The organism is Rhodococcus sp. NPDC060086 (assembly GCF_042730275.1).
Lineage (GTDB): Bacteria > Actinomycetota > Actinomycetes > Mycobacteriales > Mycobacteriaceae > Rhodococcus.
The window spans coordinates 20,100-41,455 of record NZ_JBHWWZ010000042.1; the positions used below are offsets into that span (position 1 = coordinate 20,100).

Here is a 21,356-nt window from a genome sequence, read left to right on the forward strand (position 1 = left end):
CCGGTTTTCATAGGGTGGCATCATGCCCAGGCCACTGCATCCGAATGCCGCCAGAGTTGCCGACACACTCATCGCCCGGGGCCACCACGGCTTGATCACCACGCAGTCGGCTCCCGCACACACCGCCGATGAGGCAGCGGCGGCAGTGCGAGCCGACGTCGGCGCCATCGTCGAGGCTCTCGTGTTCCTCCTCGACGACGAGCCGGTACTGCTTCTGGTCTCGGGCGCCCACCGGGTGTCGCCCGAGCGCACCGGCAGTCGGTTGGGCGGCACCCTCGCTCCCGCATCCGACGACATGGTCGCCGAAGTCACCGGGCAGCAACTCGGCGGCGTCGCCCCGCTCGGGCATCCCACCAACCTTCCGACCTACGTCGATACTGCGCTGGCGGGATACCCCGAACTGTGGGCATCAGGAGGGTGCCCGGGCACTCTCTTCCGCACCTCGTACACCGAACTCCTACGCGTGACCGCGGGAATCGACGTCGAGGTCGACTAGACGAGAATGCGCCAGGCAGGTCAGGATGCGAGCGCGGCACCTCGGCCGTCGACGTACCTGCGACCGATCTCCGCCGCCCACGGCGAAATCTCGACCAGGCCGAGGGTACGAAGCCACGGCAGGGTTCCGTCGATGATGTTGTCGACGGTGACGCGGCCGGCCACCGGAATCAACGTGACACCGTCGGCCACCTTCACCGCGTGAATGTCGGCGATCAGACCGGCCAGTCCGCGCGGAGTGCCGACATAGGACAGACCACTCGCTCCCCCGCCGTTCCTGCGCCATGCTTCCTGGGCCCGACGACGGGCGGCACGCGCTTCGACGTCGACGATCACTTCGAGATCGACCAGCACGGTGAGAGAGTCGGGATCGCGACCCTCCGCGGCAGCCTCGGCTCGTACCCGATCGCGGATCTTGCGCGCTTCGCGCAGATCGGCAGCACGCACCCGAACGACCGTGCGCGGAGCAGCACTGAGGTCGAGCGATCCTCCCCCGTCACGATCGACGGTGAGATCGGCCCACACATCAGGGCCCGGCCCCTCGTCGAATTCCACTGCGACGCGCAAGGATCCAATTGATTGAAAACTACTGTAGGACATGAGAATTCCTCTCGATATGCCGAATACGGCATCGAAAAACGGGAAACGGGAACCTCATCAGTCCATACAGATGCAGGAGGCCGTACGGCACAGATCGACGTGACGGCGGCACCACTGCGCCGCTGCCTCGGCCGAACTCCATACTGCCATGCGCGAAATCCTACTGAGCTTGTGTGGAATTGTCGATCGCTACGGTGACCGTCAGACGCATTCCGCCGCACCGTCGCCCGACTGCGTGAGACCGGGCCGGGTCTCCGGCGACGGACTCCAGGCTCCATCGGACTTGGTGTACGACCAGGACGGCCCATCTTCCACCAGCTGCCGAAGCGCTGCGAGCAGACGGTCGACGTCTGCGGAAGAGCTTCCCAGACCCAAAGATGCGCGCACCGCACCGCCGGGAAGTCCGACGCGGGAGAGCAACGGGTGGGCACAGAAACGACCGTCACGAACCCCGATACCGTGTTCGGCCGAGAGATACGCGGCAACCTCACCGGGCGCGAAGCCCTCGACGCCGAACGTGACGATACCGACGCAGTCCGCCGAATCATCCCACAGGCGAAGAATTTCCACGCCGTTGACGTCGCGTAGACCGTCGATGAGCTGCGAACACAGCAGCTCCTCGTGACGGGCGGCGGCCTCGGCATCATGCGCCGCGAGGGTGTCGCATGCGGCGGCGATCGCCGCGACCCCCAGCACATTCGGAGAACCGGCTTCGTGACGGGCGGGGGCACACGCCCACTCGGTGTGGTCGAGGGAAACCTCGCGCACCGCACCGCCGCCGGCAAGGTACGGCTCCGCCGCATCGAGCCAGTCGCGCCGCCCGACGAGCACGCCGGCACCGAACGGCGCGTACAGCTTGTGCCCCGAGAACGCGAGGTAGTCGACGCCGGACTCAGCGAGATCGATGCGGCGATGCGGGGCCAGCTGGGCACCGTCGACGAAGATCCGCGCACCACACGCGTGAGCGAGATCGGCGAGTTCCGCGATCGGCAGAACCTCACCGGTGACATTGGATGCTCCGGTCACCGCGAGCAGGGCCGCCGGCGCACGCTCGAGCTCCACGGCGATCCGCCACACGGTCTCGGAGATCGAATCCGCAGCTTCGACAACACGAGTGCTCTTCCACGGCAACAGGTTCGCATGATGCTCGATGTCGAGTACCACTACGTCGCCGGGTACCGCACCGGCGAGCAGGTTGATCGAATCCGTGGTGTTGCGGGTGAACACCACCACCTGATCCTCGTCGGCTCCGACGAAACGGGAGACCGACGCACGCGAATCCTCGTAGCTCGCGGTGCTGATGCGCGACGCATAGCCCGCGCCGCGGTGCACGCTGGCGTAGAACGGCAACAGTTCGGAGATCCGGTCCGTCACGCTCGCCAGAGCAGGAGCACTCGCCGCATAATCGAAGTTCGCGTACGTGCAGGTGCCGCCCTGCACGAGAGGAACCTGCACGTCACAACCCGACACGCGAGCAAACGGAGCGATACAGGTGGTGGTGGCAACAGTCATGACGAATTTCCCTCGTGTATCAGGGACCCGTCGGTGATCGCCACGACGAAGGTGATTCGCTCGCCGGCGGAGTCCGCGCTTGCTGCGCCCAGGTTCGGAACGTCAGCCAGGTCGTCACCCGGAGCACCCCACCGCGGTGGAGGGTTGCCGACCAGCGAGCCGGGGCTTGATGCTGGTACTCATGACCTGCCGAAGACAATGACACCGGGCACACTTCGTGTCAAGTCGAGCGTCCGAGCGCGGCCGAGGAGCCGCTCCTGAGCAGAGCCGAGTTTCTCCTTCTGACCTGCAAAGAAACCACCGCCGTGCTTTGCTCTGAAGCGCGACACCGCACACGCCCACCTCGCCCACTGCCCCACCGAAAGTTCATCTGCCGTCCACCTTCACCTGAGATAAACCGGATCGCCCCACCGAGTAGAAGGACAGCGGATTGTCTGCTCAACACCCGCCCACACCCGACGACACGTCGCTCGTCCCCGAGATCTTCCTGCGCGGATCACACGCACCCGCGCCACGCACACTCGTCGACGTGCTGCGCGCCACCGCCGAGTCGCATCCGCACGCTCCCGCGATCGACGACGGCACCACGCTGCTCGACTACTCCGAACTCCTCGACCTGGTATTCGTGGGAGCCCGCGGCCTCGCGGAGGCCGGCGTAGGCGCCGGCGATCGTGTCGGGGTGCGCATGTCGTCGGGGTCCAAGGACCTCTACGTCACCATCCTGTCCGTCCTCGCGGCGGGCGCCGCCTACGTCCCCGTGGACGCCGACGATCCCGACGAACGCGCCGAACTCGTCTTCTCCGAGGCAAAGGTCACCGCGATCGTCACCGATGCGGGCATCGGTCCCGGCACCGCACCACCGGCCGACGAACCGGACGTGCGCGAACCGACACTCGACGACGACGCATGGATCATCTTCACCTCCGGTTCCACCGGCACCCCCAAGGGTGTTGCCGTCACACACCGCAACGCCGCAGCCTTCGTCGACGCCGAAGCCAACCTGTTCTGCCGGGACGAACCGCTCGGCCCCCGCGACCGGGTACTCGCAGGCCTGTCCGTCGCCTTCGACGCGTCGTGCGAGGAGATGTGGCTGGCCTGGCGGCACGGCTCATGTCTCGTTCCGGCGCCGCGGTCACTGGTTCGCTCGGGCATGGACCTCGGCCCGTGGTTGGTCTCCCGCAACATCAACGTCGTCTCCACGGTCCCGACCCTCGCCGCGATGTGGCCGGGGGAAGCACTCGAAGCGGTACGTCTGCTCATCTTCGGAGGGGAGGCCTGCCCACCCGACCTCGCCGAGCGCCTCGCCGTTCCGGGTCGCGAAGTGTGGAACACCTACGGCCCCACCGAGGCCACTGTGGTCGCATGCGCCGCGATCATGGACGGAACCGGACCCATCCGCATCGGCCTGCCACTCGACGGCTGGGATCTCGCCGTCGTCGACAGCGAAGGCATTCCCGTCGCCGAAGGGCAGACCGGTGAGCTCGTGATCGGCGGCGTCGGACTCGCACGCTACCTGGACCCGGCGAAGGACGCCGAGAAGTACGCGCCCATGCCGACCCTCGGCTGGGACCGCGCCTACCGCAGCGGTGACCTCGTCGTCCTCGACAGCGCCGGACTACTCTTCCAGGGCCGCGCCGACGACCAGGTCAAGATCGGCGGGCGACGCATCGAGCTCGGCGAGGTCGACAACGCCCTGCAGAACCTGCCCGGAGTCGCAGGCGGTGCATGCGCGGTCCGTAAGACCTCCGCCGGAAGTTCGATCCTCGTCGGCTACATCGCCTCCACCGATCCTCATTTCGACGTCGCGTCTGCCCACGATCTGCTGTCCGAACAGCTCCCCGCTGCCCTCGTGCCGCGTCTCGCGCTCGTCGACGAGCTGCCCACGCGCACGTCCGGGAAGGTCGATCGCAACGCGTTGCCGTGGCCGCTGCCCGGCGCCGACGCCGACTCCGTGGAAGCGCTCGGCCTCCCCCCGACCGCGGAATGGGTCGCGGGGCTGTGGTCGTCACTGCTCGGCGCCCGAATCGAGGGTCTCGACGACGATTTCTTCGAACTCGGCGGAGGTTCCCTGTCCGCCGCACAACTCGTCACCGCACTGCGTGAGCGTTATCCCGAGATGACGGTTGCCGAACTCTACGACCGACCCCGGCTCGGATCCCTCGCCACCTATCTCGACGAACTCGCCCCGACCGAGACCGCGGCTCCGCGCGAGGTCGCCCCCGTATCGCGGGGGGCACAGTTCCTGCAGCTCGCCGCGACCGTGCCGCTCATGACGTTGACGGGCCTCCACTGGATCACCTGGCTCGCGATTCTGAACAACATCATCGCGACGGTCACCGATGTGCCGTGGACCGTGACCTTGTCGTGGTGGTGGGTCGCCGTCGGAATCGTCGTGTTCCTCTCTCCGCTCGGCCGGATGAGCACCGCGGTGCTGGGCGCCCGGACCCTCCTCCGCGGACTGACACCCGGCAGTTATCCCCGCGGTGGCTCGGTCCACCTGCGTTTGTGGACCGCCCAGCGGTTGTCGGAGGCGTCCGGTGCGACCAACCTGTCGGGAGCGCCCTGGATGCGTCAGTATGCGCGGGCGCTGGGCGCGAAGATCGGCCACGGAGTCGACCTGCACACCCTCCCCCCGGTCACCGGCATGCTCGAACTCGGCGACGGCTGCTCGATCGAACCCGAAGTGGACCTGTCGGGGTACTGGGTGGACGGCGACGTCGTCCACATCGGGAGTATCCGCATCGGGGCGGGCGCGTCGATCGGTGCGCGCTCGTTCCTCGCCCCCGGTTCGCGCGTCGGCAAGAACGCCGAGGTCGAGGCCGGGTCGGCGGTGTTCGGCCGGGTCAAGGCGAGCCAGCACTGGGCCGGTTCGCCCGCGCGGAAGACCGGAAAGGCCGAACCGCAGTGGCCGTCGGAAGACCCACCCCGCGGATCCCGTTGGGTTCCCATCTTCGGCGTGACGTCGATCCTCCTCGCAGGACTTCCGATCATGTCAATCGGCGCCGGTGTCGCGCTGCTCGTCTGGTGGGTGAAGGACACCTCGAGCGTGACCGAGGCCGTGGTCCGTTCCCTTGCGATGCTGCCCGCCGGTGGAATTCTCACCATGGCCGTGTTCGCAGTACTCACCCTGATCACCGTGCGACTGTTGTCGATCGGCATGACCGAAGGCTGGCATCCGGTCCGAAGCCGTGTCGGATGGCAGGTGTGGGCCACCGAACGTCTGATGGATTCGTCGCGCACGTTCCTGTTCCCGCTCTACGCGTCGATGCTCACCCCGATCTGGCTGCGGCTGCTCGGCGCCGATATCGGCAAGGACGTCGAGGCATCAACGGTGCTCATGGTTCCGAAGTTCACCAAGGTCGCGGACGGCGCGTTCCTCGCCGACGACACCATGGTCGCCTCGTACGAACTCGGCGGAGGCTGGCTGTACATATCGCATGCCAAGGTCGGAAAGCGGGCGTTCCTCGGAAACTCGGGCATGGCAGCGCCCGGTCGTCGCGTGCCCAAACACGGTCTGGTCGCGGTCCTCTCGGCCGCACCGGAGAAGGCGAAGTCGGGGTCTTCGTGGCTCGGCAGTCCCCCGGTACGGTTGCGCCGGTCCTCCGGCGGATCCGATTCGAGTCGCACGTTCGAGCCATCGTTGAAGCTCAAGATCGCGCGCGGGGCCGTCGAGACCTTCCGGCTCGTTCCGATGGTGGTCACGTTCGGCATCGGGCTGCTGGTCCTGTTCTCCCTCAACTCCATTGCCGTCCATTTCGGCTACCCGGCGGCGGCACTGGTGAGCGGCCTCGTGTTGATGGCTGCCGGTGCGGTCGCATGCATCGTCACCATCGCTGCGAAGTGGACAATCGTCGGACGCATCGGGAAAGAAGAGCACCCGCTGTGGAGTTCGTTCGTGTGGCGCAACGAAGTGTCCGATACCTTCGTCGAGATGGTTGCCGCGCCGTGGTTCGGTCAGGCGACCCCCGGCACCGCCGTGATGAACCTGTGGTTGCGTGGCCTCGGAGCGAAGATCGGCCGCGGTGTGTGGTGTGAAAGTTACTGGTTGCCGGAGGCCGATCTCGTGACTTTGGGCCCCGGCGCGACGGTGGAGAGGGGGTGCGTGGTTCAAACCCACCTGTTCCATGATCGGATCATGGCCATGGACACCGTGACCCTCGAAGCCGGCGCCACGCTCGGCCCGCAATGTGTCGCGTTGCCCGCATCGGGGCTCGGCGCCGGCGCCACAGTCGGACCTGCGTCCCTCGTGATGCGCGGCGACGTGGTTCCCCCTTCCACTCGGTGGCAGGGCAATCCGATCGCGCCATGGTCCCGGCCGGGCGAGTGGTCACCGCGATGAAGCCCCTCAAACCGGCGAAGCCCGTGGCCCCGACCGGGCCCGATCGCCCCCTCGACCCGTACCTCCCCCAGAGCGGGAACCGTGGCTATCGCGTGTCGCGGTACGAACTGGACCTGACATACAAGGTGACCGCCAACCGGCTCGACGGCCGCGCCACGATCATCGCCACCACGACCGACGTCCGCGCAAAGTACACACTCGACCTCGCACAGGCGATGCGCGTGACCAAAGTGACCGTCAACGGGCGACGTCCCGCAAAGTTCACCCACCGCAACGACAAGCTGACGGTGACGTCCTCGCAGACGGTCCCGGTCGGGGCGGTTCTCACCTTCGCCATCCAGTACGCAGGCACCCCGACCCCGCGGCACACCATGTGGGGCGAGGTCGGCTGGGAAGAACTCGACGAGGGTTCGCTGGTCGCCAGCCAGCCGAACGGTGCGCCGACGTGGTTTCCGTGCGACGACCATCCCGGTTCGAAGGCCACCTACCGCGTCACGATCACCACGGATGCGCCGTTCCATGCGATCGCCAACGGGACGCTGCTCCGCAAGACGACGAAGTCCAGCCGCACGACGTGGGTGTACGAGCAGCCCGAACCGATGTCGACGTATCTCGCGAGCGTGCAGATCGGGAACTACGAGGTTCGCCGGGTCGCGTCGTCGCCCGTGCCGCAGTTCGCTGTGCACCCGCCGCGGCTGCGCGCCAAGTTCGACAGGGACTTCGGACGTCAGTCACAGATGATCGAAGTGTTCTCGCGGCTGTTCGGGCCGTATCCGTTCGCGCACTACACGGCGCTCGTCACCGACGACGACCTCGAAATCCCGGTCGAGTCCCAGGGGATGTCCGTCTTCGGCGCGAACTTCTGCAGTGGTAATCGCGACGAGGAGCGGCTGGTGGCGCACGAGCTGGCACACCAGTGGTTCGGAAACAGCCTGACCTTGAAGCAATGGAAGGACATCTGGCTGCACGAAGGTTTCGCGTGTTACGCGGAATGGTTGTGGTCGGAGAACTCCGGGGGGTCATCGGCGCACGAACACGCGCGGCTGGCGCACGCCGGGCTCACTCGCCTGCCGCAGGACATACTCCTGGGCGACCCCGGACCGAAGGACATGTTCGACGACCGGATCTACAAGCGCGGCGCCCTCACGTTGCACGCGTTGCGGTTACGACTCGGCGACGAACGCTTCTTCACCCTTCTGCGTATGTGGACGACCGAGTACCGGCACTCCAACGTCACCACCGACCAGTTGATCGATCTGGCAACACGATTCACCGATGTGTCACTGCGACCGCTGTGGGACGCGTGGCTCGGTACCACCGCACTGCCACCACTGCCGAACGGTCGGCTTTCCTAGATCAGGGAAGGTCCACCTGCGAGGCCAGCCAGCGGTCGTCCACGAGCTCGAGCGTCATGACGACACGGCTGCGATCGAGTCGCGGTTCCGGGACGACCGAGTTCGTCACCGTCTGATCGATGAACAGCAGCACCTCGACGCGATCGGTCGTGGCCGACTTGACGCCGGCTTCCACCACCGTGCCTTCCGCCTGCGCATTGTTGTCGACGAGCAGCTGGCGCAGTTCACCGCTCGACTGCGCGTACATCTCCTTGAACTCGCCGGTGGCGCCGTTCAACACTGCATCGAAGTTGCTGTCGAGTGCACCGGGACTGACCGAGGTCAGCGTCACCGCGTATTCCTGCGCGGTCGCGAGCGCCTCGGTGGCCGCCGCGTCGACGGACCTGACCTCGTGCGCCTTCCACGCAAAGAATGCGGCGCACGCCACTGACGCCACGGTGATCATGACGAGCACGGCGGTGCGGATCCGCCGCATGCGTCGACCCGAATCGGCACCGGCATGCTCGGCACCGGTTTCCTCGGTGACGTTCTGATTCGCCGGGTCGACAGTGTCGGTCACGGCTGCGTCGACTGCGAGAGTGGAACTGGTCTTGCTCATGTGCATTCTCCTTCCAGAGAGCTGATGGGCACGAAGATCTCGGCTACCGCGGGTAGAGGTACTCGGCGGGCGGACCCCCGTAGGTCAAGGGAACCGACAGCGGCCCCACCGGAGTCGGATCGGCGGTACGAGCCGGATCGGCACCCGGCGGAAGCGCGGCCTCCCCTTCCTCCCCGGGCGGGCGGGGAGCATTCCGGGCGCCGCGGATGAGAACCGACGGGTCCGGGTTGTTGCAGTAGGTATACAGATAAGGCTCCGGAAAATCCGGGACCGACGGCGGCCGGCGGGGAAGGTCGTAATCGCACGTGTAGCGCGGGTACAAATTGACGTACGCCCAGATACCGCCGTCACGGAACGCGGTTCCGATCGCCTCGAGTGTCGAGCCGTCCCGCTCGGTCGGGAAGAAGAACTCCTGCAGGGCCGGAACCCGTAGATATGCCATCTGAGAGACGGTCGCAAGATTGCCGAGCAGCTGCACCATCGTCGGAGAATTGTCCGCGATGATCGAGTCGATTGCGCCGAGGGTCGCGGGAGCAGTGTCGACGAATGTCCGGAACCCCGCGTCCATCTCCTCCGCGCCCTGCAGCAATCCGGACAGGTTGGCCGACGTGGTCTGAAGGCCCGGACTCCCGTCGGCAAGTGTATCGAGAACCACCTTGCTGGTATTGAGTATCGACACAGTTTGCGGCAGGACGGAATCGAGCGTCGAGATGAGGAAGGTCCCTCCGTCGATGATGTCGGACAGCTTCTCGGGCGCCTCGGGGCTGACTCCCAATTCCTCGACGATCACCTGGACTTCGGCGGGATCGATCTGTGCGAGCATGCCATCCAGATTGTGCATGAGGTCCGACAGCGGTACCGGCGTGGAGGTATCCCTCGTCGAGATCACGGCGCCATCCGTCAGATACGGCCCGTCATCGGTACTCGGACGGAAGTCGAGATACTGCTCTCCGGCGAGCGACAGACCCGCAACCCGAACCTCCGACCCTTGGGGGATCTTCGTCTGCGAATCGATCGAAGCGACCGCGACGACGCCGTCCCCGGTGAGATCCACCGACGTCACACGGCCCACCGGAACTCCGCGCAACGTCACGTCGCGATCGGGGAGAATTCCACCGGACTGATCGAAATGCACCTGCACCTGGATCTTTCGATCGGTCGGATTCAGTTCGAATATCCCGAATACCAGATAGACGATTCCGAGTACCAGTGTCATTGCGAGCGCCGTCAAGGACAAACCCAGACGATGTCGATATCCGCTCCGGACCGCACCGACCACCGGCACTGCAATCCTGTCTGTCGCGCTCATCTTCGTCGTCATCCGCCCGCTCCCGTCAACCTGCCCTGCAGACGCAGCAAGGAGTGGGTGAGGGCACCCACCATCGTGTCGATGTCCGATGTCTCGGGCAGCCGGCTTCCCGGATCCCCGGAATGACCGGGTGACGGAATCGCGCCGAAGATCAGCTGCTGCCAGTCCGCGTCGGCGTGAGCAGACGTCGAGTTCGTCGTCTTCATGATCGGGGCAAAGAGGCTGTTGACGGCTTCGATTGAAGCATCGGGGGATGTCGCCGCATTGTTGAGTTCGGCGGCAATCCTGTTGATATCGGCGACCATCGACCGCGTATCGGTACCGTTGACCGACGGGAACTTCGCCATCTGCGAACTGATCCGATCCACCTGGGTCACGAGATCGAGGATCTCCGCGGTGTCCCCGGCGAGGACGTCGAGCGCCGGACCGGCCGCGGCAACCACCTCGCGGATCGTCGACTTCCGTTCCGCCAGTGTCGCGATGAGCATGTCGGTTTGGACAAGTGAGTGTTCGATCTCGGCGGAACGCGAGCCGAGCTGCGTGACCAGACGAGCGGATTCGCCGAGAAGGCTCTCGATGTTCGCACCCCGCCCGTCTACAGCGTTACCGAGCCCGTTCACGATCTTGGTGAGGTTACGAACTGCACCTCCGTTGACGAGGACCGATGCGGTCGAGAGCAACTCCTCGATGGTCGCGGCCGCAGAAGTGTCTGCAATCGGAATCGCGTCGCCGTCGCCGAGCGGAGGCGCGGCCACAGCTTCCCCTTCGGGTGCCTGTAGCGCAATGAAGACATCCCCCAGGGGTGTCGCCGAGCGTAATTCGGCACGACTGCCTGCGGGCACCATGACACCTTCCGCAACGCGCATGGTCACGACCGCCTGATACCCCTCCACCGCCATCGAGTCGACCTCCCCCACATCGACGCCGCCGAGTTTCACCTTGGCCTTCGTCGGTAGGTTCAGCGCGTTCTCGAATGTTGCCGTGAGAGTGTATGAGTCACCGCTCAAACCCGGAGCAGGCAGCGGAAGCTGTTCCAGCCCCACCGAGCAGGCCACGGTCGACGACGCCGCAACCATCACGCACGCAGCGCCTACGCATCGCCTGATCCTGAGATTCACCGGTGCATCCCCGCAAGTCCTTCGAGCATCCCCGACATCCCGAAATCCGGGCCGAAGTCGCTGACGGTGCCGGTGTCACAACCCAGATCCCGCATTCCCATGAGATTGCAGACCTCCTTGACCAATTGACCGTCGAGCGCGACCCGCTCGAGCAGTCCGTGTACGCGGGCTCCGCCGTTCTCCCGATCCATGACGTGGTAGGCGTTGTTCAGCAGGAGCGGGGCCAGGTCCAGGAACTCTCCGACCTCCCGCTGGTAGTCGGCGAGCGCGCGGGTGAGCGTCTCGGCGTTCGTCGCCGTCGCTTGCACCGCACCGCGGTTGGCCGTCAGCAGATCATTCGTCTGCAGCAGAATGTCATTGATCATGGTTCCGGTGTCGCCGAGGCCTATTCCGGATTCGGCCAGCACGGCACTGAGTCGGCTCGCCACTTCACCGAACTCACGAATGTCTTGATCGTTGACCGCCGCAGCCTCGGACAGCACTGCGAGATTGTCGACGATCGTGGTGAGTTCGTTGCGCGTCCGGGCACCCCCGTCGGGTCCGATCCTCAAAGCCTCCGACAACGTTCCGAGCGCAGATCTGATACTGCTGCCTTGCCCCTCGGTCATCGACGCGCCCGCGCTGAGGAGTTCGGCGACGGCTCCGTTGCCCTCGCCGTCACCCTGGAGTTCGAGCGCCATGGTGTCGGCCATGGCAAGAAGTCTGTCGAACTCGATGGGGGTGCGGGTCCGCTCGAGTCCGATCACAGCCTCATCCTCGAGGGTGTCGCCGCCGCGATACACCGGGGTCAACTCCACGTGCCTATCGGTAAGCACCGATGTCGAGACAACAACTGCGTGCGCATCGGACGGGATATCCATGGCGCCATCGATATTCATCGTCACCGCCACGTGCGTCCCATGCGGTTCGATCGCGGTCACCCTGCCCACCTCGAGACCCAGCACCGCCACGGTGTTCCCGACGTAGAGTCCGGCACCGTTGTCGAACTTCGCGGTGACGGTGATCTCGCCGTTGCCGGCGAACCACGATCGAGCACCGAAGAACGCAAGCCCTGCGACAACGGCGATCACCGCCGCTATCGACACCCATCTACGTTTCTTCATTGGCAGTCCTCGAAATAGGGAGGGAGCGAATGCAGTTCGGCGTTTCCGCTGATCGCGCACATCCACGAGTCGATGAACGGGCCGGCAACGGAGGTGAAATCCAGTTCGGGTCCGGTACCCGTCGCGTTCGTGAAGTTGCGGATCGGGACCGGGAGAATCTGGAGAATATTGCGGAGTAGTTCATCCTGATTGCCCAGACTCTGCAGCATCGAGTCGAGATCGGTGATCAATGCGTCGAGTGACACGCGATCGTCGACGACGATCGTATGCAGCTGCTGCACAAGACCGCTGGTGGACGACAACAACCGCTCCACCAGATTCTGCCGAAGAGCCAGTTCGTTCACCATCTCACTGCCGTCTCGCACAAGGGAACCGAGGTCGCCCTGCTGCGCGCGGATGATCTCCGTGAGCTCATAGGTTGCGGATACGAGAGATCCGACCTGGTCCCGACGGTCCGCGATCACCCTCGACAGGCTCTCGACATTCTCCAGCGCTTGCGGCATCAGCGCAGGAAGATCGTCCAGTTCCGCGGCGAGTTCGTTCAGTGTCGCACCCAGTCGTTCCGCGTCGACCCGCTCGAAGGTCGTTGTCGCGTCGGCGAGAACCTCTTGAAGATCATAGGGCACAACGGTATTGGACAACCTCATCCTATTGTCCGGGATGCTTCCCTCGCCGGCCGGACGCAACTCCACATAGCGCGACCCGAGCAGCGTGGTGAGCTTGATCGACGCGACCGTGTCGGCACCGAGATTCACACCGTTGTCGATCTTCATTTCGACGACCACGTGGTCACCCTCGAGTCGTGCACCTTCGACCGTGCCAACCTGGATCCCGGCTACCGTCACCCCGTCCCCTGGCGCGATCTGAGCTGCCTGGACGAATTCCGCCTCGTAGGTCGCCTTTCCGAGACCCAGATTTGCAACCCCGACGGTCGCGACCAACACGGCAATGATCGCCACCACGGTCACCACGCCGAGAGAGACAGCGCTGTACGACTCGACCGGTCGCAACCGGAATCTCCGAGCGAAGGTAGATCCTGTTCGTGTCATGCCGTCACCTACAGATCGGGGAGTTCTTGGTTTCGCCGCCGGGAGTGGCCCCCGCCACGATCGACGGGATGACATGACTCAATTCGGGAACGAGGGTTGCGTTGATGTTGCACAGGTAGGCGTTGAGGTACGCACCGTCCTCACTCACACGAGCCAGCCCCTTCAGAAGACCGGGGAGATTGAAACCGAAGTACTCCCACGATGGTTTGGTGTCGACGAAGTGGCCGGTGAAACCCGGTTGTCTCCGCAGCATTTCCTGCAGATCCGGCTGCACTTCACCGGTGAGCGATGCAAGGCTGTCGGCTGTGGTGGCGATCCTGTCGAGCGAACCGACAAGTTCCGGGCGCCTGGCGTTCAGCTCCGTGAAGATCGAGTGTGCACCGGTGATCACCGAGTCGATCTCACCGCTCTGCGATGCGAGATCGGAGATGATGCCGTCGAGGTTGACGATGATGTCGCCGAGGATGCGATCCGGCTCGGCCATCGACTCCGCAAGTCTCGATGTCTCGGCCACAAGGGTGGTCACGGATCCGCCGTCGCCCTGGAGCGCGGCGATCACAGAGGCCGTGATGTTGTCCACCTGTTCCGGGTCGAGCACACTGAACAAGGGTTCGAACCCATTGAGCAACACGGAGATATCGAAGGACGGCTCTGTTCTCGCGAGGGGTATCTCAGCGCCGGTCTCGAGGATCGCCGTATCAGAGGTCTGGCCCAGAGAAAGTCCGAGATAGCGCTGGCCGATGATGCTTTGATAGGTGATCGCTGCCTCGGTGTTCGCAAACACCTGCTGAGACGAGTCGATGCTGAACCCGACCCGCGCAACCGTCTCGTCGAGCGAGATCGAGTCGACCCGGCCCACGCGCACGCCGGCCATCCGGACGTCGTCGCCCACACGCAAACCCGACACATCACTGAATACCGCAGAGTAGGAGCTCGTCGAACCCTGAACTCCTCGCTGCAGGGTGACCACGACCGGCCAGGTCAACCCCGCGGAGATCAAGAGGAACACGATAAGGCCGATCAGCGGCTTCCGTATCGTCATCGCGGCGCTCCGTCCGTCTCGGGGGTCACTCGGATGTCGACGCCGCGTGTGATGGGTCCGAGGAGAAGGTCTGCCGCCCCGCCGAAGTCACCGCCGAGGATCTGATCGACAATGTCCTTCTCGGCGGGCGCACCGACCTGTCCGACGTTGCCTCCTATCGGGGCCCGCTCGATCGTGCTTGTCGATCCGAGTCGTTCGGCCACAGGTGGAGCGCCCGTGTCCGGGGCTGTGGCGCAACTGGGCCCGGCCAGATCTCCGTAGCGGGGGCAGTCGGTGCGCGTGTACTCGATGTGGGGCGTCGCTTGGAAGACGAACTTGCCTGTGCCGTTCTGTTGGCCGACCGGCCAGAACTCCGTCCACCACTTTCCCGAGATCCAATTCATCCTGGTGACGATCGGAGTGAATTCGTGGGCGCCGTCGGCGACCACCCCCAGCACGGGTTCGAGTTCGGTGGTGATGCCGATGATCCGGTCGGTGTTGTTCTCCAGCGACGTCGCCATCGTCGAGAGCGTGTTGGCACTTCCGAAGAACAGCGTCGAGAGTTGCTCCTGCTTCTCCGCTATCGTGCGCATGGGCACGACAGCATGATTGACGGCATCGAGCAGTTCCGGCGCCGAGTGCTGCAATCCTTCCACCGCATCCGCCAGTGCGGACAGGGTCGACGGGCCGCCGTCGGGAGTCACGACGGCGCCGACCTCGTGCACGATTCGCTGCAATTGCGCTCCCGCACGGACGATGTCGTCGCCCCGCCGATCGGTGGCCTGCGCCACGGTGGCGAGGACTCCGAGAGTCTCCTGCGAGCTGAGACGTGCGGTCGCGGCCGTGAGGTCGCGAAGCTTCGTCAATGCTGTCTGCAGTTGCACCGTGGACAAACTCTCGTCCTGAGGGATCGTTGCCCCCTCTTCGAGATGGGGCGCGGGTCCGTTGTCGACCAACTGGACGGACGAGACGGCAAAGACGTTGCTCGGCACCACGCGTGCGGTCACCGTTGCGGGGATTCCTGCGAGATGTTCGGGCAGGATGGAGATATTCACGAGATTGGCGCCATCCCCCGCAGGGAGTTCGACGTCGTTCACCTCCCCGACGAGAACACCACGGAACTTGACGTCGGACCGGGCGGGTAGGCCGTCCCCGACGTCGGCCAGGGTCGCGGTGATGTCGTAACCCTTGTCGAAAACACCGCCCATCTTGGCGAGAATCCCCGCGACGAACAACACCGCCACCACGAGCGCAATGCTGCCCCGCAGGACGAGGTCACGGAGCGACGCCTTGTGCGGATCGCTCTCCAACAGAAACGACATCGACTACCCCCCGAGCCTTGCGCCGGAGCCGAGTCCCCAAAAAAGAAGGGTAAGCAGAAGATTCATCACGATCATCGCGGATATGCTCGCTCGCATCGCTCGTCCGGCCGCAGTACCGACGCCCTGCGGACCGCCGGCGGCGTAGTAGCCGTAGTAGCACTGGATCGTGGTGGTGATGATGACGAAGACGATGGTTTTCAGTAGCGAGTAGAAGATATCGGTGCCGCTGAGCACCAAGGAGAAGTAGTGGTCGTAGGTTCCGGACGAGACCCCGCCTGCCATACCGATCACAACCTGCACTGCGACGTAGTTGACCGCCAAGCAGACGAGGTAGAGGGGAATCACCGCCACCACTGACGCAAGAAGCCTTGTGGTCACGAGGTAGGGGATGGACCGAATCGCGAGCGTTTCCATCGCGTCGATTTCCTCGGAGATCCGCATGGCACCGAGCTGCGCGGTAAACCGGCATCCGGCCTGCGCAGCGAAGGCAAGCGACGCCATGATGGGCGCGAGTTCCCGAGTTGTGGCGGTGGACGCGATCATCCCGGTTGCCGGCTCGAGCCCGAGGAGGTGCAGCGCGTTGTACCCCTCGATTGCCACGATCGCTCCCGCGGCCGCCCCGAGCACGATGATCACTCCGGCCGTGCCACCACCTACGACCAGGGACCCGTTACCCCAGGTCACGTCGGAAAGAATCCTGAGGAATTCTTTCCGGTAGTGCCGCAGTGTGGTGGGGATCGCGGCGAGTGCTCGCACCAGGAACGTCACCATGTGGCCCAGACGAGCGATCACTGTCGCCTGAGATCTGACCGCGGTGACGATCGGCCTCACTCCCGGGGGGAAATAGCGGGAAGCCACTCAGAACCCCGTCCGCGGAAACAGCAGTACGTACAGCTGCGTGAAAGCAACGTTGACGATCATCAGAAGCAGGATCGACGCCACCACCGTGGCATTGACGGAGTTCGCTACACCCGCGGGGCCGCCACTGGTCGACAGCCCCTTCTGACACGCGACCACCGCAACGATCGCGCCGAACACCATGGCCTTGATCATCGTGAGAACGAAGTCGCCGACCGTCGCGAACGACGCGAAAGTGGCAACGAAACTACCCGGCGTACCGTTCATCACGAAGGTGTTGAAAAGATATCCGGACAGAAACCCGACGAAGCAGACGAGTCCGGTCAACGCGAGGCCGACCAGGATTGCCGCGGCGAACCGCGGAACCACGAGTCGCCTGACCACCGATATCCCCATCACTTCGAGAGCGTCGATCTCGTCTCGGATCTTGCGCGAACCCAGATCGGCGCAGACGGCCGAGCCGGCCGCAGACGCCATCAACAACGCCGCGACCATCGGGGCGCCCTGCTTGATCACGGCCAGCCCGCTTGCCGCTCCCGCCAGCGAGGTCGCTCCGACCTGTCCGGCGAGTAACCCGAACTGGATCGAGAGGGTCACTCCGATCGGAATCGCGACGAAGATCGTGGGCAGTGCAGACGCCGACGCCATGAACGCTGCCTGACGAATGAACTCCACGAAAGGGAACCGAAGGGTGGCGATGTCCACCACAAGATGGTGGACGGTTCGGACACCGAGCTTGCATTGTTCCCCCACTGTTGCGAGGGCGGCAACGGGGTGGCGCCGGACATACCCTCGTGCCCATTCATCGATCTCGCCTGTAGCGGACTGCTCATGAGTGGAAGTGGAACCCTCTTCTGCCACAGTCGATCCCCTTCGCGAGCGGAAGAATTCGAAGAGCTCGGCCGACATTCGATCGGTCGTCGCTCATACTCTGTACGAAAGATGCTCTGCGCGTCGGAAAATGAAATTTCATTTCACACCGAGAACGGTCCCGGCCGGCACGAAGAACCGACAGACGGGATGCGCCCGCATTCAGGCGCCCCGGCCGCACACCCCGATGCCCGCGGCCGGACCGGTCACTCTACGAACGAGCATCTGACATGCATCAAAGTAGAATAGAGTTCTCGCAATTGCAATGATGCTTTACATCTTCGTGCCGTGACGGCTTTGATAACCGCTCTTATATATGCCTCTACCTGCAGGAATGACTATTCGTCGAATTTACTCAGGACCCACTCGACGAGTTCGATCGTCTCCGCATGGCCGCCGGTCACGCCCAAGGACTCCTCCATGACCAGCACTCGGGACAAGCTGGTCATGAGCACCGAGACCACGACCGGAGGGATCTTCTCGGAGAGGTTCACGCGGTCGAGGATCTTGTCGAGAGCAGCTCGCTGGCCTGCGCGGAACTGTTCGGAATAGTTCGCGATCTCTTCCCGCAAAGCCTCGCGGTGGCGCGACATCGCAATGAACTCCATGGTCACCGCAACGCCTGCTGGGCTCGTGCTGAACTCCCACAGCGCCCGCAACGGGTTGGGCGCGTCCATCAACTCGGCCTGAACAGCCAGGCCCTGCTCGGCACGGCGGCGGAAGATCTCGAGGAACAGGTCGTCCATCGTCCTGAAGTAGTAGTGCACCAACTGCGGCTTCAGGCCGGCCTCATCAGCAACTCTTCTGGATGTTACTGCTGCGTATCCCTTTTCGATCATCAAGCGTTCTGCCGCATCGAGCAGGACCGTTCGATTCTTCGCATCCGGTGCACCGAGCCTGCGCGACGACGCCATCCGCCAACCTCCTTTTTCTCAGTTGCACGGCTGCAACTTTGCGACATCCTAGCTTGGGTAACAGATGTGATGTTGACCATATCCACCCATGTGTGTTATCCATGACACAGACAATGCTAGGCAGGTGCACAGCGTTCGGAGGCCACACCCCTCAGCCCAGGGCTCCGCTAGCTGGATCCATCGAATCTAGCTGTGCTGCAATTCTTTATGCAATGAGCAGGTTCCGCACAGGAGGCTCGGCTTGAACGACTTCGATACGAAGGACTACTTCACGGACCCGTCTTTCGTTTCCGACCCACACCCGTTCTTCGACTATCACCGTTCGCAGTGTCCAGTTCGTCGACTGGATGCCTCACAGAACGTCATCGCAGTGACGGGATACGACGAAGTCATTGCAGTACTTCGCGATACGTCGAGTTTCTCCAACATCGTCGCACCGATCGGCCCGTTCCCTCCACTACCGTTCCCGGTGGAGAGCGACAACATCGACGCTCAGATCGATGCACACCGTGAACAGTTTCCGATGTACGAACACCTGGTCACGATGGATCCACCGCAGCATTCCCGCATCCGACGCCTGGTGAGCGGTCTGTTCACACCGCGCCGGCTCGACGAGAACGAACACTTCATGTGGGATCTGTCCGATCGCCTGATCGATCAGTTCCACGCATCCGGTAGGTTCGAAGCCCTCTTCGGCTACGGGGTTCCCTTCGCGCTGTTGACCATCGCCGATCTACTCGGCGTTCCCGAGGAACACCACGACTCTTTCCAACAGCACCTCAACGCACAGAAGGTCGGATCGACCGAGGGCGAAGCCCTTGGTTCCAACCCTCTCGAGTTCCTGGACGAGAAGTTCACGGCGTTCCTCGAAGACCGCCGACGTGAACCACGTCCCGACGCCCTCACTATTCTGGCCGACGCGAAGTATCCCGACGGGGAAGTTCCCGATGTCGTCGAGCTCGTCCGGCTCGCCACTTTCCTCTTCGGCGCCGGCCAGGACACCACGGCGCGGCTCATCACCTCGATGCTGCTCCAGATCGCCGAGAAACCCGAACTCCAGAAGCAGCTTCGCGAGGACCGCGGTCTGATTCCGCCGTTCATCGAGGAGATGCTTCGCATGGAGGGCCCGGTCAAAAGCGACTTCCGGCTGGCCCGTAAGACGACGACGGTGGGCGATGTCGAGATCCCCGCGGGCACAGTGGTCATGGTGTCGCTTCCCGCGGCGAATCGAGACCCCGCCCGATTCGCAAATCCCCACGAGCTTCAGATCGATCGCGAGAATGCACGCGAACACATCGCTTTCGGACGAGGTGTCCATTCATGTCCCGGCGGTCCGCTGGCACGCGTCGAGGCACGCGTGACGATCGAACGCATCCTCGACCGCATGCACGACATTCGGGTCTCGGAAGCCGAGCACGGTCCCGCCGGCGAACGCGACTTCAGATACGAACCGACGTACATCCTCCGGGGCCTCACCGAACTCCATCTCGAATTCACCCCCGTCGGCTGAAAGGACGAATGACCACATGGTCGACCACACCGCTGGTGCCGAGACCACGAACAGAGTCGCAGTTGTCACCGGAGCAGGCTCCGGAATCGGCCTGTCCGTAGCACGTCAGCTCGCCGCACTGCATCACCCCGTCGCGTTGCTCGACAGGAGTGGCGCCGCGGCACAGAAGGTCGCCGACGAGCTGAACGAACAAGGCGCCATTGCCCGTTCATTCGAAGTCGACGTCGTCGACCGGGCCGGGGTGGATACTGCAATAGAGAAGGTTCGCGCCGAACTCGGCGCCGTGAAGATCATGGTGACGAGTGCCGGCATCGAGGCCACTGCTCCGTTCACCGAGATCGACCTCGCCGACTGGAAACGTATTATCGACGTCAATCTCACCGGAACATTCAACAGCGTGCAATCTGCGGTGCCCGACATGATCGAGGCCGGGTGGGGTCGCATCATCACGATCTCGTCGTCCAGTGCACAATCCGGCGCCCGCGATCGTGCGCACTATGTCGCTTCCAAGGGGGGAGTCATCGCTCTCACCAAGGCACTGGCACACGAATTGTCGCCGAAAGGCATTACTGCCAATACGATTCCGCCCTCGATCATCGATACTCCCATGGCACGCGCGGCAGAGGAGTCCGGTGAGATGCTGATCAATTTCGAAACACTGGCCAGCATGACACCGGTGCGCAGGACGGGAACACCACATGACGTCGCAGCAGCGACCGCGTTCCTCTGCTCCGACGATGCCGGCTTCATCACCGGTCAGATCATCGGAGTCAACGGCGGCTGGTATCTCTGAGCCGTGACCACGGCCCTGAAGCGGGGAGGCGTGTGGCGACCATGATGGGAGTCGCCACCGGGGGATGGAAAAGTGTTTGGGGGGCCCGCATCAGCAGGCCCCCCAAACACTTTCAGCAAATACAATACAAACACGGAAGGGGCCCACACAATGTGTGAGCCCCTTCCGGAACGGGTGTTCGGCGGTGTCCTACTCTCCCACACCCTGTCGAGTGCAGTACCATCGGCGCAGACAGGCTTAGCTTCCGGGTTCGGAATGGGACCGGGCGTTTCCCTATCGCTATAACCGCCGTAACTCTGTGAAACACACGACATCACTCACGTCCCTCGAGTGATGCCGGGTGATTCACCGCCCTTCCCGAAAGAAAAGACAGCGTTCACTCGACAACACTCGCGCAAGCGAGCGTGCTGTTTCAGAAACCGCACAGTGGACGCGTAGCACCTTCATGGTAAGTCCTCGGCCTATTAGTACCAGTCACCTCCATCGGTTACCCGACTTCCAGTTCTGGCCTATCAACCCGGTGGTCTGCCGGGGGCCTTACCCCATCAAAGGGTGAGAAACCTCATCTTGGAACAGGCTTCCCGCTTAGA

At 63.9% G+C, this 21,356-nt stretch carries 18 protein-coding genes, 2 rRNA genes and 1 riboswitch; of the genes, 5 read left to right on the top strand and 15 right to left on the bottom strand.

Annotated elements, in window-relative coordinates:
• The first annotated feature begins 22 nt into the window (after positions 1–22).
• The gene (locus ACFWB0_RS19755; RefSeq protein WP_378492153.1) at positions 23–496 is read left to right on the top strand and encodes a YbaK/EbsC family protein; all 474 of its coding nucleotides are present in this window, start codon (positions 23–25) and stop codon (positions 494–496) included.
• Positions 497–516: 20 nt separating this feature from the next.
• Here the strand turns inward: ACFWB0_RS19755 and ACFWB0_RS19760 are convergent, their stop codons facing one another.
• From ACFWB0_RS19760 to ACFWB0_RS19770, 3 genes are read right to left on the bottom strand one after another with little or no spacing between them, the layout of a single operon-like run.
• Positions 517–1,095, bottom strand: coding sequence for a hypothetical protein (locus ACFWB0_RS19760; protein WP_378492154.1), 579 nt, complete (start codon positions 1,093–1,095; stop codon positions 517–519).
• Positions 1,096–1,152: 57 nt separating this feature from the next.
• Complete coding sequence (locus ACFWB0_RS19765) at positions 1,153–1,245, bottom strand: putative leader peptide (protein WP_378492155.1); 93 nt, start codon at positions 1,243–1,245, stop codon at positions 1,153–1,155.
• 51 nt (positions 1,246–1,296) lie between these two features.
• Entirely contained in the window at positions 1,297–2,607 is a 1,311-nt protein-coding gene (locus ACFWB0_RS19770) for an aminotransferase class V-fold PLP-dependent enzyme (RefSeq protein WP_378492156.1), read from the bottom strand.
• A gap of 70 nt (positions 2,608–2,677) precedes the next feature.
• A riboswitch (SAM riboswitch) is annotated at positions 2,678–2,794 on the bottom strand.
• A 243-nt stretch (positions 2,795–3,037) separates the two neighbouring features.
• Between ACFWB0_RS19770 and ACFWB0_RS19775 the strand changes: the two genes are divergently transcribed.
• Positions 3,038–6,946 carry a Pls/PosA family non-ribosomal peptide synthetase gene (locus tag ACFWB0_RS19775; protein ID WP_378492157.1) on the top strand — a complete coding sequence of 1,303 codons (3,909 nt, stop codon included), beginning with the start codon at positions 3,038–3,040 and terminating at the stop codon, positions 6,944–6,946.
• Entirely contained in the window at positions 6,943–8,301 is a 1,359-nt protein-coding gene (locus tag ACFWB0_RS19780) for a M1 family metallopeptidase (protein WP_378492174.1), read from the top strand. The genes ACFWB0_RS19775 and ACFWB0_RS19780 overlap by 4 nt, the downstream gene beginning before the upstream one ends.
• 1 nt (position 8,302) lies before the next feature.
• Here ACFWB0_RS19780 and ACFWB0_RS19785 read toward each other — a convergent pair whose 3' ends face one another.
• From ACFWB0_RS19785 to ACFWB0_RS19830, 10 genes are all read right to left on the bottom strand, one after another.
• Positions 8,303–8,899: a hypothetical protein gene (locus tag ACFWB0_RS19785; RefSeq protein WP_378492158.1), complete on the bottom strand. Its 597-nt coding sequence runs from the start codon at positions 8,897–8,899 to the stop codon at positions 8,303–8,305.
• A 43-nt stretch (positions 8,900–8,942) separates the two neighbouring features.
• Entirely contained in the window at positions 8,943–10,220 is a 1,278-nt protein-coding gene (locus tag ACFWB0_RS19790; protein ID WP_378492159.1) for an MlaD family protein, read from the bottom strand.
• Positions 10,217–11,326, bottom strand: coding sequence for an MCE family protein (locus ACFWB0_RS19795; RefSeq protein ID WP_378492160.1), 1,110 nt, complete (start codon positions 11,324–11,326; stop codon positions 10,217–10,219). The genes ACFWB0_RS19790 and ACFWB0_RS19795 overlap by 4 nt, the downstream gene beginning before the upstream one ends.
• On the bottom strand, positions 11,323–12,429 hold the full coding sequence (locus ACFWB0_RS19800; RefSeq protein ID WP_378492161.1) for an MCE family protein: 1,107 nt from the start codon (positions 12,427–12,429) through the stop codon (positions 11,323–11,325). Before ACFWB0_RS19800 ends, ACFWB0_RS19795 begins: the two co-directional genes overlap by 4 nt.
• The gene (locus tag ACFWB0_RS19805) at positions 12,426–13,478 is read right to left on the bottom strand and encodes an MCE family protein (protein ID WP_378492162.1); all 1,053 of its coding nucleotides are present in this window, start codon (positions 13,476–13,478) and stop codon (positions 12,426–12,428) included. The genes ACFWB0_RS19800 and ACFWB0_RS19805 overlap by 4 nt, the downstream gene beginning before the upstream one ends.
• Before the next feature lie 4 nt (positions 13,479–13,482).
• Complete coding sequence (locus tag ACFWB0_RS19810; protein WP_378492163.1) at positions 13,483–14,520, bottom strand: MCE family protein; 1,038 nt, start codon at positions 14,518–14,520, stop codon at positions 13,483–13,485.
• Entirely contained in the window at positions 14,517–15,821 is a 1,305-nt protein-coding gene (locus tag ACFWB0_RS19815; protein ID WP_378492164.1) for an MlaD family protein, read from the bottom strand. Before ACFWB0_RS19815 ends, ACFWB0_RS19810 begins: the two co-directional genes overlap by 4 nt.
• Positions 15,822–15,824: 3 nt before the next feature.
• Positions 15,825–16,679: an ABC transporter permease gene (locus ACFWB0_RS19820; RefSeq protein ID WP_378492165.1), complete on the bottom strand. Its 855-nt coding sequence runs from the start codon at positions 16,677–16,679 to the stop codon at positions 15,825–15,827.
• Positions 16,680–17,588, bottom strand: coding sequence for an MlaE family ABC transporter permease (locus ACFWB0_RS19825; RefSeq protein ID WP_378492166.1), 909 nt, complete (start codon positions 17,586–17,588; stop codon positions 16,680–16,682). It abuts the gene before it with no gap.
• A gap of 299 nt (positions 17,589–17,887) precedes the next feature.
• Positions 17,888–18,463, bottom strand: a complete 576-nt coding sequence (locus ACFWB0_RS19830; RefSeq protein ID WP_378492167.1) for a TetR/AcrR family transcriptional regulator — start codon at positions 18,461–18,463, stop codon at positions 17,888–17,890.
• Positions 18,464–18,704: 241 nt separating this feature from the next.
• On the opposite strand from ACFWB0_RS19830, the gene ACFWB0_RS19835 reads away from it, so the two are divergent.
• Positions 18,705–19,973 (top strand): cytochrome P450, encoded by a 1,269-nt coding sequence (locus ACFWB0_RS19835; protein ID WP_378492168.1) that lies wholly within the window; start codon positions 18,705–18,707, stop codon positions 19,971–19,973.
• 16 nt (positions 19,974–19,989) lie between these two features.
• Complete coding sequence (locus ACFWB0_RS19840; RefSeq protein ID WP_378492169.1) at positions 19,990–20,766, top strand: SDR family NAD(P)-dependent oxidoreductase; 777 nt, start codon at positions 19,990–19,992, stop codon at positions 20,764–20,766.
• A 176-nt stretch (positions 20,767–20,942) separates the two neighbouring features.
• Here ACFWB0_RS19840 and rrf read toward each other — a convergent pair.
• Both rrf and ACFWB0_RS19850 read right to left on the bottom strand, forming a co-directional pair.
• Positions 20,943–21,059: ribosomal RNA gene (gene rrf / locus ACFWB0_RS19845) — 5S ribosomal RNA — on the bottom strand.
• 151 nt (positions 21,060–21,210) lie between these two features.
• Positions 21,211–21,356 (bottom strand): 23S ribosomal RNA (locus tag ACFWB0_RS19850); the annotation flags it as partial.

What these genes read in the sequence shown, in the direction of transcription:
- ACFWB0_RS19755 (WP_378492153.1), top strand. Translation starts at nt 23, where the DNA reads ATGCCCAGGCCACTGCATCCGAATGCCGCCAGAGTTGCCGACACACTC.
- ACFWB0_RS19760 (WP_378492154.1), bottom strand. Translation starts at nt 1,095, where the DNA reads ATGTCCTACAGTAGTTTTCAATCAATTGGATCCTTGCGCGTCGCAGTG.
- ACFWB0_RS19765 (WP_378492155.1), bottom strand. Translation starts at nt 1,245, where the DNA reads ATGGCAGTATGGAGTTCGGCCGAGGCAGCGGCGCAGTGGTGCCGCCGT.
- ACFWB0_RS19770 (WP_378492156.1), bottom strand. Translation starts at nt 2,607, where the DNA reads ATGACTGTTGCCACCACCACCTGTATCGCTCCGTTTGCTCGCGTGTCG.
- ACFWB0_RS19780 (WP_378492174.1), top strand. Translation starts at nt 6,943, where the DNA reads ATGAAGCCCCTCAAACCGGCGAAGCCCGTGGCCCCGACCGGGCCCGAT.
- ACFWB0_RS19785 (WP_378492158.1), bottom strand. Translation starts at nt 8,899, where the DNA reads ATGAGCAAGACCAGTTCCACTCTCGCAGTCGACGCAGCCGTGACCGAC.
- ACFWB0_RS19790 (WP_378492159.1), bottom strand. Translation starts at nt 10,220, where the DNA reads ATGACGACGAAGATGAGCGCGACAGACAGGATTGCAGTGCCGGTGGTC.
- ACFWB0_RS19800 (WP_378492161.1), bottom strand. Translation starts at nt 12,429, where the DNA reads ATGAAGAAACGTAGATGGGTGTCGATAGCGGCGGTGATCGCCGTTGTC.
- ACFWB0_RS19805 (WP_378492162.1), bottom strand. Translation starts at nt 13,478, where the DNA reads ATGACACGAACAGGATCTACCTTCGCTCGGAGATTCCGGTTGCGACCG.
- ACFWB0_RS19810 (WP_378492163.1), bottom strand. Translation starts at nt 14,520, where the DNA reads ATGACGATACGGAAGCCGCTGATCGGCCTTATCGTGTTCCTCTTGATC.
- ACFWB0_RS19815 (WP_378492164.1), bottom strand. Translation starts at nt 15,821, where the DNA reads ATGTCGTTTCTGTTGGAGAGCGATCCGCACAAGGCGTCGCTCCGTGAC.
- ACFWB0_RS19825 (WP_378492166.1), bottom strand. Translation starts at nt 17,588, where the DNA reads ATGTCGGCCGAGCTCTTCGAATTCTTCCGCTCGCGAAGGGGATCGACT.
- ACFWB0_RS19830 (WP_378492167.1), bottom strand. Translation starts at nt 18,463, where the DNA reads ATGGCGTCGTCGCGCAGGCTCGGTGCACCGGATGCGAAGAATCGAACG.
- ACFWB0_RS19840 (WP_378492169.1), top strand. Translation starts at nt 19,990, where the DNA reads ATGGTCGACCACACCGCTGGTGCCGAGACCACGAACAGAGTCGCAGTT.